At 64.2% G+C, this 12636-nt stretch carries 13 protein-coding genes; 6 read left to right on the top strand and 7 right to left on the bottom strand.

All coding sequences use genetic code 11. The features are described 5' to 3' along the window. Positions 1-51: 51 nt before the first annotated feature. The 6 genes from AC3WOG_RS31180 (at position 52) to AC3WOG_RS31155 (ending at position 5620) form a co-directional block, all read left to right on the top strand. Positions 52-1236 carry a thiolase family protein gene (locus AC3WOG_RS31180; RefSeq protein WP_492581635.1) on the top strand — a complete coding sequence of 395 codons (1185 nt, stop codon included), beginning with the start codon at positions 52-54 and terminating at the stop codon, positions 1234-1236. 208 nt (positions 1237-1444) lie between these two features. Next, entirely contained in the window at positions 1445-2722 is a 1278-nt protein-coding gene (locus AC3WOG_RS31175) for a NupC/NupG family nucleoside CNT transporter (RefSeq protein ID WP_492581634.1), read from the top strand. 15 nt (positions 2723-2737) lie between these two features. Further along, the gene (locus AC3WOG_RS31170; RefSeq protein ID WP_492581633.1) at positions 2738-3127 is read left to right on the top strand and encodes a cytidine deaminase; all 390 of its coding nucleotides are present in this window, start codon (positions 2738-2740) and stop codon (positions 3125-3127) included. After that, the gene (locus tag AC3WOG_RS31165; RefSeq protein ID WP_492581632.1) at positions 3124-4131 is read left to right on the top strand and encodes a nucleoside hydrolase; all 1008 of its coding nucleotides are present in this window, start codon (positions 3124-3126) and stop codon (positions 4129-4131) included. The genes AC3WOG_RS31170 and AC3WOG_RS31165 overlap by 4 nt, the downstream gene beginning before the upstream one ends. 201 nt (positions 4132-4332) lie before the next feature. Continuing rightward, entirely contained in the window at positions 4333-5268 is a 936-nt protein-coding gene (gene panE / locus AC3WOG_RS31160; protein WP_492581631.1) for a 2-dehydropantoate 2-reductase, read from the top strand. Positions 5269-5320: 52 nt separating this feature from the next. Then, positions 5321-5620, top strand: a complete 300-nt coding sequence (locus AC3WOG_RS31155) for a hypothetical protein (protein ID WP_492581630.1) — start codon at positions 5321-5323, stop codon at positions 5618-5620. A 71-nt stretch (positions 5621-5691) separates the two neighbouring features. Here AC3WOG_RS31155 and AC3WOG_RS31150 read toward each other — a convergent pair whose 3' ends face one another. From AC3WOG_RS31150 to AC3WOG_RS31120, 7 genes are read right to left on the bottom strand one after another with little or no spacing between them, the layout of a single operon-like run. Further along, the gene (locus AC3WOG_RS31150) at positions 5692-6738 is read right to left on the bottom strand and encodes an ABC transporter substrate-binding protein (RefSeq protein WP_492581629.1); all 1047 of its coding nucleotides are present in this window, start codon (positions 6736-6738) and stop codon (positions 5692-5694) included. A 42-nt stretch (positions 6739-6780) separates the two neighbouring features. Continuing rightward, positions 6781-7908: an NAD(P)/FAD-dependent oxidoreductase gene (locus AC3WOG_RS31145; RefSeq protein WP_492581628.1), complete on the bottom strand. Its 1128-nt coding sequence runs from the start codon at positions 7906-7908 to the stop codon at positions 6781-6783. Further along, positions 7901-9334 (bottom strand): FAD/NAD(P)-dependent oxidoreductase, encoded by a 1434-nt coding sequence (locus AC3WOG_RS31140; RefSeq protein ID WP_492581627.1) that lies wholly within the window; start codon positions 9332-9334, stop codon positions 7901-7903. The genes AC3WOG_RS31145 and AC3WOG_RS31140 overlap by 8 nt, the downstream gene beginning before the upstream one ends. Then, positions 9331-9723, bottom strand: a complete 393-nt coding sequence (locus AC3WOG_RS31135; protein WP_492581626.1) for a (2Fe-2S)-binding protein — start codon at positions 9721-9723, stop codon at positions 9331-9333. The genes AC3WOG_RS31140 and AC3WOG_RS31135 overlap by 4 nt, the downstream gene beginning before the upstream one ends. Further along, positions 9723-10517 carry an ABC transporter permease gene (locus tag AC3WOG_RS31130; RefSeq protein ID WP_492581625.1) on the bottom strand — a complete coding sequence of 265 codons (795 nt, stop codon included), beginning with the start codon at positions 10515-10517 and terminating at the stop codon, positions 9723-9725. The genes AC3WOG_RS31135 and AC3WOG_RS31130 overlap by 1 nt, the downstream gene beginning before the upstream one ends. 15 nt (positions 10518-10532) lie before the next feature. After that, on the bottom strand, positions 10533-11447 hold the full coding sequence (locus tag AC3WOG_RS31125; RefSeq protein ID WP_492581624.1) for an ABC transporter permease: 915 nt from the start codon (positions 11445-11447) through the stop codon (positions 10533-10535). Further along, a complete protein-coding gene (locus AC3WOG_RS31120) occupies positions 11440-12531 on the bottom strand; it encodes an ABC transporter ATP-binding protein (RefSeq protein ID WP_492581623.1) in 1092 nt (363 codons plus the stop codon). The genes AC3WOG_RS31125 and AC3WOG_RS31120 overlap by 8 nt, the downstream gene beginning before the upstream one ends. Between the last annotated feature and the right edge of the window lie 105 nt (positions 12532-12636).

Raw genomic sequence — 12636 nt, 5'->3', positions numbered from 1 at the left:
CAGTGGTCGATGCACTGGCAAACGTAGTTGTAGTCCAACTGGAGAGAAACGATGAGTACGCGAGAAGTGGTGATCTGCAATCCGGTGAGAACGCCGATCGGCGCGTTCGGCGGATCGCTGAAGGAGGTGCCCGCAACCGAACTCGGCGCGATCGCGGTACGCGAGACGCTGCATCGCAGCGGTCTCGATGCGGCTGCGTTGGCGTCGGTCGTGCTGGGCAACGTGATTCAGGCCGGCAACAAAATGAATCCGGCGCGCCAGGCGTCGATCGGCGGCGGCGTGCCGGTGGCTGTGCCGGCGTTGACGGTCAACCGCGTGTGCGGCTCGGGCGCGCAGGCGATTGCGTCGGCCGCGCAAGAAATCTGGCTAGGCTTCGGCGATGCGGCCGTGGCAGGCGGCATGGAAAACATGGACCGCGCGCCGTATCTGCTCGACGGCGGCCGCTGGGGCTACCGGATGGGCAACGCGCAAATCCATGACAGCCTGCTGCGCGACGGTCTGAACGACGCGTTTTCCGGCGAACATTCCGGCTGGCATACCGAGGACCTCGTCACGCAATTCGAGATCACGCGCGAAGCGCAGGATCGCTGGGCCGCGAACTCGCAACAGCGCTTTGCCGCGGCGCAGGCGCGCGGCGATTTCAACGTTGAACTGGTCGCGGTGGAAACGCAGGGACGCAAAGGCCCACAGCGTTTTACGAGCGACGAACAACCGCGCCCGGACACGACCGTCGAAACGCTGGCCAAACTGCGTCCCGCATTTCGTCCCGATGGCACGATCACCGCGGGCAATGCACCGGGGTTGAATAGCGGCGCGGCGGCGATGCTGGTCGCCGAGCGCGGCTTCGCCGAAGCGCGCGGCATCGAACCGTTCGCGCGGCTGGTGGCCTATGGCGTGGCGGCAGTCGAGCCGGGCATGTTCGGCCTCGGTCCCGTGCCGGCCGTGCAGATGGCGCTGGCGCGCGCCGGCTGGCAGTTGCAGGATGTCGAGCGCTTCGAGATCAACGAAGCCTTCGCCGCCGTGCCGATTGCTGTGGCGCGCAAACTCGGCATCGCGGAGGAACTGATCAACGTGCAAGGCGGTGCGATCGCGCACGGTCATCCGATCGGTGCAACCGGTGCGGTACTGACTACGCGCCTGCTTCACTCGATGCGCCGTGACGGCCTGAAACGCGGCATTGTCACGCTGTGTATCGGCGGCGGGCAGGGGATTGCGCTGGCGTTAGAACTGATCTGAACCTGGCAGCGCGCGCCGCGTTGCCTCGTCTTGCGCGGAGTCCGCCAACATATTGGCTCCGCGCAAGCCACGGCTTTGCCGATCGGATGCGCTTTGCATGACTCGCGAAGTTTTATAAGCGAATCGGCGTCCGGCTTCTATTAAAAATTATTCTCCAGCAGCAGTTTCGTTTAGCATCGTTGCCACTTTCACAAGAACACAGAGAGACATGGCCCTGATCGCACGAAACCTGCTCGGCATTGCCGTTCTACTGCTCACCGCATTCATCTTTTCCACCAACCGCCGCGCGATTCGCTTACGAACTGTAATCACGGCACTGCTCATGCAAATCGGCATCGGTGCGTTCATTCTCTTCGTGCCGGTCGGCAAGACGATCCTCGCGGCCGCCGCGTCGGGCGTCAATCACGTGCTCGGATACGGCAATGCGGGCATCGAATTCCTGTTCGGCGGCCTGGTGCAATCGAAAATGTTCCAGGTGTTCGGCGACGGTGGCTTCGTGTTTGCCGTGCGCGTGTTGCCGGCCATCATCTTCGTGACCGCGCTGATCTCCGTGCTGTACTACATCGGCGTGATGCGCTGGATCGTGATCGTGCTCGGCACACTGTTCCAGAAGTTGCTCGGTGTATCGAAGCTCGAATCGTTCTCGGCGGTCACCACGATCTTTCTTGGCCAAAGCGAAATGCCCGCCGTGGTCAAGCCTTTCACGCGCGACATGACCGGCGCTGAATTGTTCGCCGTGATGTCGAGCGGCATGGCGGCCATTGCCGGTTCGGTGCTCGCGGGCTATGCCGGCCTCGGCGTGCGAGTCGACTATCTGCTTGCCGCGTCGTTCATGGCCGTGCCGGGCGGTTTGCTGTTCGCCAAGATCATCCACCCGTCGACCGAACCGAGCCGCGTGCATCTCGACAACCTCAACTTCGACGAGAAGCGTCCCGCCAATGTTATCGAAGCAGCGAGTTCCGGCGCGACGGTCGGGCTGAAAATCGCGGTCATGGTCGGCGCGATGCTGATCGCATTCGTGGGTCTGATCGCATTGCTGAACGGCATCGTGAGCGGGGTCGGCGGCTGGTTCGGCCACCCGCAACTGTCGATGCAATCGGTTCTCGGCACCGTGTTCGCGCCGCTGGCCTATCTGATCGGCGTGCCATGGCATGAGGCCGCGCTGGCGGGCAATTTTCTCGGCCAGAAGATCATTCTCAATGAGTTCGTCGCCTATGCGTCGCTGTCGCCGTATCTGAAAGATGCCGCGAGCGTGAGCGCAGCCGGCCTGCAGGCGCTCGATCCGCGTACCATTGCAATTCTGTCGTTTGCGTTGTGCGGCTTCGCGAACTTCGCGTCGATCGCGGTGCTGACGGGCGGCTTTAGCGCCGTCGCGCCGGAGCGCCGTTCGGAAGTCGCGCGCTACGGCCTGCGTGTCGTGCTCGCCGCAACGCTCTCGAATCTGATGAGCGCCACGATTGCGGGCATGTTCGTTACGCTCAATTGAATCGAGGACCGCTGCATGAACATGGAACAACTGCTGGAACGCGCGGGTGTCGTGCGAGAAAGAGCCTACGCGCCATATTCGAAATTCAAGGTCGGCGCTGCGCTCCTGACCAAAGACGGCCGCGTATTCGATGGCTGCAACGTCGAAAATGCTTCGTACGGACTGTGCAATTGCGCGGAACGTACGGCGTTTTTCAGCGCCGTCGCCGCGGGCTATCAGCGTGACCAGTTCGCCGCGCTCGCGGTAATCGGCGATACGGATGGACCCATTGCACCCTGCGGCGCGTGCCGCCAGGTGATCATCGAACTGGGCGGCCCCGAATTGCCGATCCGCCTCGGCAATCTGCGCGGCGCCACGCGCGACACCACCGCGCGCGAACAACTGCCGGACGCCTTCTATCTATGAGCAAGCACAAGGTTATCTACGACACCGATCCCGGTGTGGACGATGCGATGGCGCTCGTTTTTCAGGCGCTGCATCCGGACATCGAACTGCTCGGTCTCACGAGCGTATTCGGCAACGCCACGATCGGGACCACAACGCGCAATGCGCGGTTTCTGACCGCGCGTTTTGCGCCGCACGTGCCGGTCGCACAGGGCGCCGCGGCGCCGCTCAAGCGCGCGGCGCCCGAGCCGCTGGCCTGGATTCACGGCGACAACGGGCTCGGCAACATCGCGCTCGACACGCCCGACCTGGCAACTGTCGATGCGCGCCCCGCGCACCGTTTCATCATCGACACGGTGCGCGCCCATCCTGGCGAAGTCACGCTGATTGCGGTCGGCCCGCTGACGAACCTCGCCTTGGCGCTCGGCGACGATCCGCAGATCGCTCCGCTCGTCAAGCAGGTGGTCATCATGGGCGGCGCATTCGGCACGGATGGTGTGCTGGGCAACGTGACGCCCGCAGCGGAGGCGAATATTCTCGGCGACCCCGACGCCGCCGACATCGTGTTCGGTGCGCCATGGCCGGTTGCGATCGTCGGGCTCGACGTCACGCAGCGGACCATCATGAGCCACGACTATCTCGCGTCGATCCGCGATCGCGGTGGCGAGGCGGGGCGTTTCGTGTGGGATGTGTCGCGGCACTACGAGGCCTTTCACGAGCAAGGCGCGCAACTCGCCGGGATTTACGTGCACGATTCGTCGGCCGTCGCCTATGTGCTTGCGCCGCATCTTTATACGACACGCAGCGGTCCCGTGCGCGTGCTGACGGACGGCATCGCGGTGGGCCAGACCATCCAGAAGCCGTCGACGATGCCGGTGCCCGCACCCGCCTGGGACAGCCGGCCCGCGTGCAAGGTCTGTGTGGCCGTGGATGTGCCCGGGATGCTCGCGCTTTACGAAGACACTGTCTGCGGCACGCTCAATGCGAGTTCTGCACAGCCGGCGCCTGGATCGTTCTTTGCGTAAGGCGAGACATCGTACGGGCGCTGGAATTGATCTGAAGTAATAAGCGCTGCAAGAAGCGATGCATGGCCGCGAGCCGGTCATGCATGCGCGCCGGTGCGGATCGGCAAACTTTGCTACATTCTGCACACGCACTGCGTACGCGGCGCGCGAGGCGCGCCCATCGGCGCGGGACGCGTGACCCAATCTATCGAGAGGCGAAAGATGCGAATTCTAGTAGTGGGTGCGGGCGCCGTGGGCGGCTACTTCGGCGGACGGCTCGCCGCAGCCGGCCAGGACGTGACCTTCCTGGTGCGCGCCGGCCGCGCGGAAAGACTCCAGCGTGACGGTCTCGTCATCCACAGCCCGCGCGGCAATCTCACGCTGCGCGAGCCCAAAACAATCCTCGCCGGCGTCAGCGCGGAGCCGTTCGATCTGGTTCTGCTGAGCTGCAAAGCCTACAGTCTCGACGACGCGATCGATTCGTTCGCGCCGCTGGTCGGCGAGTCGACGCTGATTTTGCCGATGCTCAACGGCATGCGCCATATCGACGTGCTGGCGGAAAAATTCGGCGCGTCGCGGGTACTGGGCGGTCAATGCGTGATCGCCGCCACGCTCAACGCCGAGCAGCAGGTCATGCATCTGAACGAGATGCACGCGATTACTTTGGGCGAACTGGAAGGCGGCGTGTCGGCTCGCGTACAGGAGATCGCCGACGCGATGGCCGATGCGAATTTCGATGTGTCGGTCAGCGATACCATCCTGCTGCGCATGTGGGAAAAGTGGGTGTTCCTCGCGACCCTGGCTGCCGGCACGTGCCTGATGCGCGGGTCGGTCGGCGAGATTCTGGCCGCGCCGGACGGCAAGCGCATCATCGAAAATCTGCTCGGCGAGTGCCGGGCAGTCGCCGAACAGAACGGCTTCACGATGGGCCCGGACTTCGACGGGCGTGCGACCCAGACGCTCTTCACGCCTTCGCCGCTGACGGCTTCGATGCTGCGCGACGTCGAAAACCATTCGCATACCGAGGCGGATCATATTCTTGGCGATCTGATCTCGCGCGGCGGCGATGCGCAAAAGGGCGAGCACGGGTTGTCGCTGTTGCGCATCGCCTATAGTCATCTAAAGACTTATGAGGCGCGCCAGACCCGCACGTCGTGAGCGTGGCGGATATCGCCGCATGCATAAGCAGCCTGACGATCGGAGGTAAAGCATGCCGAGTCCAACCGGATCGGTGCCCGCGCTCAGCGCTGCGGCGGCCACGATCTTCTCGATCGGCATCGTGTTTCTCGGCTATTGGGGCGTGCACGAGCCGACGAAATGGCGCTTCAGCGATTTCTTCGTGGTCGGGTTCGCGCTGATCGGCTTTGCCTGCCTCGGGCTCGTGCCGTGGATGGCGACCAGCCCCGTCGCGACCGAAACCAGCGACGCCCGCATCCGCGTCGCGCGGCATCTGTTTCTCGCCGGCGTGGCGGCGATATGGCTCGCGGTGGCGCTGTCGGTCATCGCATAACGCGCGGCGCACCAATAAACGCGCGCGCCTTGCAGCCAACAAGGCGCGCGCGTCGTTACCGCAAACAAGGCTTAGTGCTCGATCTGCCGGTTCCAGCGCGTATCCCATTGCGCGCGATGCGCATTGATCGTGTCCCAATCCACCACCGTCACCTTGCGCACCAGATCCTCGACGTTGCCGAGGCTTTGCTGCATCGGCGGCGTCATCTTCGCGAGACGGTTGGTCGGAATCTGCTTGCCGGCCTCGGCGGCTTTTGTCTGAGCCGGCGCGGACAGCAGGAACTGCGCGAGCTTTTGCGCCAGTTGCGGGTCCGGGTTGTTGTTCACCACGCACAGATCGACCAGCAGCAACACCGGACCTTCCTTCGGACTCACATACCCGACCGGAATGCCCTTGTCCTGCAAATCGCCGACGGCGGTCGGCGTCAGCGGGAAGAGGCCGGCTTCGCCGGTCTGAACCATTTCGGAAATCTTCGCCGAATTCGGCACGTATTCGACGACGTTCGGGCCGACCGTGCTCGCCCACTTCGTGAAGCCGGGCTCGACGTTCTGCTCGCTGCCGCCCATCAAGCGGTTGATCGCGAGAAAGCCATGCAGGCCGAAGGTGCTGCTCGAAGCGGACTGAAACACCACTTTGCCCTTGTATTTCGGATCGGCGAAATCCATCCACGAGGTCGGCGGCGCCCAGCCTTTTTCAGTGAACAGTTTCTTGTTGTACGCAATGCCGGTCATGCCGAGTTGCACGCCCGCGCCCATGTCGTCCTTCATGCGCGCGAACGGATAAAGTTCTTTGAGCACCGGCGAATCGTCGAGCTTCTTGCACACGCCCATGCTGACCGCGCGCGCCATCACGCCGTCGTCGAGAAATACCACGTGAATCTGCGGATTGGCTTTATTGGCGAGCAGCTTGGCGAGAATGTCCGACGAAGTGCCCGGCACCACGACCACTTTCACGTTGTTGGCTTTCTCGAAGTCGGGCAGCACCTGGCTTGTGTAAGCCTTTTCCATCGGCCCGCCGTTCATGCCGATGTAAATCGTTTTGGTCTCCGACCACGCCGGCGCGGCCGCGCCGAACGCGCACAATGCGGCTAGCGCCGCGATCGTTCTGAACAGTTTCATTGTGGGGCTCCTGAGTTTCACTAAAGGATGGCTAAGCAATGACTAAGCGACGGATGAGGTAGAAACAGCAGCAAAGCGGTCGATCGAGAACGCGTCGAGCGGCGTGGCGGTCGAACCGTCGATGACGAGATCGGCAAGTATTTCGCCGACACCCGGCGCGAGCAGAAAGCCGCCGCCCGAAAATCCGAACGCATGCAACAGACCCGGCACCGTGCGGCTCGCGCCGATGATCGGATTACTGTCGGGCGTATTGCCTTCGACACCGCTCCACGTGCGGATCAGCAGCGCGTCGCGCAGTGCGGGCAGCAGCGCGCACGCGTCGCGCATCACGGCGCGGGTCGTTTCCGTCGACGGCTGACCGTATTCGCCGTCGCCATGTCCGCGTCCGCCGCCGATCACGCAATTACCGCGCGCCACTTGCCGTGCGTAGATACCGCCGCCGTACACGCCCAGGTTGTGCGTGATGAAGAGCGGCAGCGGCTCGGTGACCCACATGTTCGGATAGATCGGTTTCATCGGTACCGTTTCGCCGAAGTAACCCGCCACCGTGTTGGCCCATGCGCCGGCCGAGTTGATCAGCCAATCGGCGCTGATGCGCGCATCGCCGGCGCGCAATTGAAAGCGCGTGCCGTCGTGATGGACGTCGGTCAACTCGGTTTGCTCGCGCACGTCGGCGCCCGCGGCTCGCGCGGCACGCGCAAAGGCGGGCGACACGAGACGTGGATTCGCGTGGCCATCGCTTGCACATAACGAGCCACCGATCGCTGCTGCGCCCAGCCACGGATAACGTTGGCGGAACGCCGCGCCGCCGGTCAACTGTGCTTGCAGTCCGTGATCGCGCGCCATGTCGGCCCACGCTTCGAGCGCGGCAAGATCGGACTCGCTGCGTGCGAGCCGCAAATGTCCCGACACGACAAATTCGCCATCGATGCCGATCAGTTCCGGCAAGCGGTCCCAGACGCGCCGCGCACGCATCGCGAGCGGCATCTGCTCGACCGGACGGCCCTGGCAGCGCACGCCGCCGTAGTTCACGCCGCTCGCTTGCGCGCCGCAATAGCGCCGCTCGAACAGGCCGACGCGCAACCCGCGCCGCGCCAGCGCCAGCGCCGCCGATGCGCCGACCAGGCCGCCACCCGCAATCGCGACGTCGTAGTGCAGGGTGTCACTCATCGCGCGCCTCCTCGGGAATCTCGGCGACGTCATCGGCATACAGCGCGGGCGACAGCGGAATCGGTTTGACCGGCGGTTGGCTGCGCAAGCGGCCGACCGCTTCGAGCGGGCGGCCGGTTTCGTTGCTCAGAAGCGTCAACGCGGCTTCACCGCACATGCGTCCCTGGCAGCGGCCCATGCCGACGCGCGTGAGCGCTTTGAGCCGGTTGATCTCGTTCGCCTCGCCGGCGCGGATGCAGCGCCGCAACGTGCCCGCATCGACTTCTTCGCAGCGGCACACGGTCATGTCGTCGGGCCATTGCGACGCGCAATCCGCCGGCGGCGCGAACGCGGCTTCGATGCCCGCGCGAAACACGGCGATGCGTTGCAGGCCGCGATCGAGCGAAGCTGCATCACGCCTGCCAGGGCCGCGTGGATGCGCGATGCCGAGGTCGTCGAGCAAGGCCAGCGCGGTGCGGCGGCCGGCGAGTTCGGCGGCGTCGGCGCCCGCGATACCCGCGCCATCGCCGGCGAGATAGATGCCGCGCACGGCGCTGCGGCCGGCAGCGTCGAGTTCGGGCAGCCAGCAACGGTTCTGTGCGTCGAAGCGGAAGCGGCAACCGGCCAGATCGGCGAGCTGCGTTTCAGGCTTCAGGCCGAAGCTGATGCCGACCGCGTCGCACGCGATGGTTTCGGTTTTTGCGCTACCACTTGTCAAGCGCCATTCGATCGCACTCACGCCTTGCTCGCCGTGAATGCCCACCAACGTCACATCGCGTTTGATCCGCACGCCGCGCATTGTCAGCCAGCCGACGTAATACAGGCCTTTGGCGAACGTCGACGGCAGCCGTGCGAGTTTCGGCGCCGCGGTGATCTGCCGCGACAGCGGGCTCGTGTCGAGCACGGCCACCACCTGTGCGCCCGCTTTCACGTACTGATACGCCACCAGATACAACAGCGGCCCCGTGCCCGCGAGCACGACGCGCTGACCGATCGCGCAGCCCTGTGCCTTCAACGCGACCTGCGCCGCGCCGAGCGTGTAGACGCCGGGCAGCGTCCAGCCCGGCACCGGCAACACGCGATCGGTCGCGCCGCTCGCGACGATCAGATGCGAGAACGGCACACTGACCTCGCGTCCCGCGTGCAACGTATCGAGACGGCCCGGTTCGCACGCCCAGGCCAGCGTGTCGGGGCGATAGTCGAGATGCGGCAGCAGCGCGGCCATCGTCGTGTGCAACGCGTCGGCTTTGTGTGCTTCGAAACCGTAGAGGGCTTTCTTCGAGCGCTTGAAGTCGCCGTTCAATGGTGGCTGCCGATAGATCTGTCCGCCCCAGCGCGCGTTTTCGTCGAGCACGATCGGCTTCACGCCGGCCGCAACGAGCGTCTCGGCGGCGCGTACGCCTGCCGGTCCCGCGCCGACGATCACCACGCGGCGTTCGTCGCTCATTGTGGGTCTCCGTTTGCGGCGGTAGCAGTAGTGGCAACGGCAGCAAGCCGCGTGACGACGCGCATGCCCGCGCTAACCAGCGTGGAGCAGGCGCGCAAACGCGTGCCGTCTTCGGTACGCATCCAGCAGTCCTGGCACGCGCCGATCAGGCAGAAGCCCGCGCGCGGCGCGCCGCTGAACTCGCTTTCGCGTACGCGCCGCTGATGCATCAACACGGCGGTCAGCACCGTGTCGCCCTGCAGCGCGGTGACTTCGTGGCCATCGATAAAGAAGCTCAGCGGTTCACGCTGCGTCTCGGCGAGGCGAACGAATTGCGCATCGCGCCTGGGCGCGGCAGCATCGGAAAACGGCAAGTTCGACGGCATGGGAGAGAAGGCAGTAGAAGACATCAGTGCTGGCCGATCAGAATCCGGTTGAGCCCGTATGCGCGATCGAGCAGCAGCATCGCGCCTGCGGTGATGAAGATCACCAGCGCGGACACCGAGGCCATCATCGGATCGATCGATTCGGTCGCATACATGTACATGCGGACCGGCAACGTGACGGTTTGCGGCGACGTGACGAAGATCGACATCGTCAGCTCGTCGAAGCTGTTGATGAACGCGAGCAGCCAGCCGCCGGTAATGCCCGGCAGAATCATCGGGAATGTGACGCGGCGAAACGTGGTCCATGCATCGGCGCCGAGCGAGTGCGCCGCATGTTCGACACTGTGGTCCAGACCGCCGACCGAGGCCAGCACCAGCCGCATCACGAACGGCGTGATGATGATCATGTGCGCGAGCACCAGCCATGCAAATGAACCGGTTGCGCCGATCAGCGCAAAGAAGCGCAGCAGGGCGATGCCCAGTACGAGGCCGGGAATCACCAGCGGCGACAGCAGCAGGCCGTTCAGGAAAGCGCGGCCCGGAAAGCGCGCGCGTCCGATTGCGAGAGCCGCGGGCAACGCGACGATCAGCGACAGCGTCGCCGATGCGAACGCCAGCTTCAAACTGTTGAAGAACGCCGAGATGAAATCGGGGTAGTTGAGGATCGCGCGGAACCAGCGCAGCGATACGCCGTGCGTGGGCAGCGTGAGGGTTTCGTCGGGCGTGAAAGCAACCAGCACGACGATCACGAGCGGCGCAAGCACGAACGCAATGACGAGCGTGTGGAAAATCAGCGCGATAGGGCCATTTTTTCTCATGATGATCCCGCGGGGTTATCCCATGCTTCTGGCGTACCTGCGTTCCAGAACCCGGTAGTAAGTGAGCATCACGATCAGATTCGCGACCAGCAACAGGAGCGCGATGGTCGCGCCGAGCGGCCAGTTCAGCGAGCCGAGGAATTCGTCGTAGACGGCGGTGGCGGCCACTTTCAGACGTCGTCCGCCGAGCAGGCCGGGGATGGCGAACGCGCTCGCCGACAGGCCGAACACCATCAGACTGCCTGACAGAATGCCCGGCGTGAGTTGCGGCAGCACGATGCGGCGCAAGGTGGTGGCGGGCGAGGCCATCAGCGAAAGCGCGGCGTTTTCAGTTTGCGGATCGAGCTTCTGCAATGCCGTCCACACCGGAATTACCATGAACGGCAGCATCACGTGCACCAGTGCGATGACGATCGCGAAGGTGGTGTACTCGAGCTTGTACGGCCCGAGTCCGACGAGACCGAACGCCTGATTCACGAGGCCGTTAGTGTTGAGCAGCATGCTCCAGCCGAACGCGCGCACCACGACGGAAACGAGCAGCGGCGCGAGAATCACCAGCAGAAACATCGAGCGATACGGATCGCGCATGCGCGACAGCACGTACGCTTCGGGCGTGCCGATCACAACGCACAACAAGGTGGTCAGGAAGGCGACGCCGAAGGTACGCGCAAAGATCGTGTGGAAATACGGCGACGTCAGCACTTCCGCGTAATTGCCGAACTGGAACGCCGCAAGCGGGCCACTCGCCGGATCGAAGCGGTAGAAGGTCAATACCAGCGTCATGACGAGCGGCACCAGCACGAGTGCCGCGAACAGCAGGAAAGCGGGCGCGCACATCAGCCACAACGGCAGAAAAGCTTGCCACGGCGCGCGGCGCGCGTTGCCGGGTTTCGCGCTGCGGTGGTTCGAAGCGGGCAGCGTACTAGCCATGATGCGCATCCCGTTGAATGAAGCGGATCGCCTCGCTGTTCCAGTCGACGCCAACCGCCGCGCCTTCCGGCAGCGGCTCGGTGCCTTCGTTCTGGCAGCACACCAGCACTTCGCCGAGCCGGCTATCCACGCGATACAGCCACTGGCTGCCGAGGAAGAAGCGGCTTGTCACGGTGGCCGGCATGCGTCCAGCGTTCGGCGCGCATAGCCGCAGTTTTTCCGGGCGGATGCACAACATCACCGCGTCGCCGACATCGACGACGCGCTCGCGGACCGGCAGTTGCGCGGCGTGGCCGGTCTCGGCGAGGTCGTGTCCCAGGTCGATGCGGATCGCGTCGCCGTCGCGCGCCACCACCGTGCCCGGCAACATATTGGCCTTGCCGATGAATTGCGAAACGAACTTGTTCTCGGGACGCTCGTAGGCTTCGTACGGCGTGTCGATCTGCGTGATGCGGCCGGCTTCCATCACCACGACGCGATCGCTGATCGACAGCGCTTCCGACTGGTCGTGCGTGACCATGATGGTGGTGGTGCCGATCTTGCGTTGAATCGAGCGCAGTTCGAACTGCATGTCTTCGCGCAGCTTGGCGTCGAGATTCGACATCGGCTCGTCGAGCAGCAGCACCGGCGGGGCGATCACGATCGCGCGGGCAATCGCCACGCGTTGCCGCTGGCCGCCGGACAGTTCGCGCGGAAAGCGATGCGCGAGCATGTCGAGCCGCACCAGCGCCAGCGCCTCGCGAACGCGCTCCTTGCGCTCGACCTTGTCGATGTTGCGCATTTCCAGACCGAAGCCGACGTTATCGGCGACGCTCATATGCGGAAACAGCGCGTAACTCTGGAACACGATGCCCAAGCCGCGCTTGTTCGGCTTCATGTGCGTGATATCGCGGCCGTCGAGCGTGATCCGGCCGCGCGTCGTCTCGACGAAGCCCGCGATCATCTGCAGCGTGGTGGTCTTGCCGCAGCCGGAGGGTCCAAGCAGCGAAACGAACTCGCCTTTTTCCACCGACAGGTTCACGTCGGCGACTGCCTGCAAATCGCCGAACGATTTCGCTACGTCCGTGAGCGTGAGGAACGACATGATCTGGCCTTTTGATGGTTCGACACCGGTTGAATCGACAACTGTTCCGATTGAGCCGACTCTAGCTAGCCAAATTACATCGCGTCAATTTCAAATTCCGTTTGG

It is taken from the genome of Paraburkholderia sp. FW306-02-B (genome assembly GCF_058782725.1).
The sequence above is the reverse complement of the archived record's forward strand: the minus strand, read 5'-3'. Positions and strand labels throughout refer to the sequence as shown.

Excerpts from the sequence above, each read along its gene's own strand:
- AC3WOG_RS31145 (WP_492581628.1), bottom strand. The coding sequence starts at position 7,908 with ATGAGTGACACCCTGCACTACGACGTCGCGATTGCGGGTGGCGGCCTG.
- AC3WOG_RS31155 (WP_492581630.1), top strand. The coding sequence starts at position 5,321 with ATGCCGAGTCCAACCGGATCGGTGCCCGCGCTCAGCGCTGCGGCGGCC.
- AC3WOG_RS31150 (WP_492581629.1), bottom strand. The coding sequence starts at position 6,738 with ATGAAACTGTTCAGAACGATCGCGGCGCTAGCCGCATTGTGCGCGTTC.
- AC3WOG_RS31120 (WP_492581623.1), bottom strand. The coding sequence starts at position 12,531 with ATGTCGTTCCTCACGCTCACGGACGTAGCGAAATCGTTCGGCGATTTG.
- AC3WOG_RS31140 (WP_492581627.1), bottom strand. The coding sequence starts at position 9,334 with ATGAGCGACGAACGCCGCGTGGTGATCGTCGGCGCGGGACCGGCAGGC.
- AC3WOG_RS31175 (WP_492581634.1), top strand. The coding sequence starts at position 1,445 with ATGGCCCTGATCGCACGAAACCTGCTCGGCATTGCCGTTCTACTGCTC.
- AC3WOG_RS31180 (WP_492581635.1), top strand. The coding sequence starts at position 52 with ATGAGTACGCGAGAAGTGGTGATCTGCAATCCGGTGAGAACGCCGATC.
- AC3WOG_RS31165 (WP_492581632.1), top strand. The coding sequence starts at position 3,124 with ATGAGCAAGCACAAGGTTATCTACGACACCGATCCCGGTGTGGACGAT.
- AC3WOG_RS31125 (WP_492581624.1), bottom strand. The coding sequence starts at position 11,447 with ATGGCTAGTACGCTGCCCGCTTCGAACCACCGCAGCGCGAAACCCGGC.
- AC3WOG_RS31135 (WP_492581626.1), bottom strand. The coding sequence starts at position 9,723 with ATGTCTTCTACTGCCTTCTCTCCCATGCCGTCGAACTTGCCGTTTTCC.
- AC3WOG_RS31170 (WP_492581633.1), top strand. The coding sequence starts at position 2,738 with ATGAACATGGAACAACTGCTGGAACGCGCGGGTGTCGTGCGAGAAAGA.
- panE (WP_492581631.1), top strand. The coding sequence starts at position 4,333 with ATGCGAATTCTAGTAGTGGGTGCGGGCGCCGTGGGCGGCTACTTCGGC.
- AC3WOG_RS31130 (WP_492581625.1), bottom strand. The coding sequence starts at position 10,517 with ATGAGAAAAAATGGCCCTATCGCGCTGATTTTCCACACGCTCGTCATT.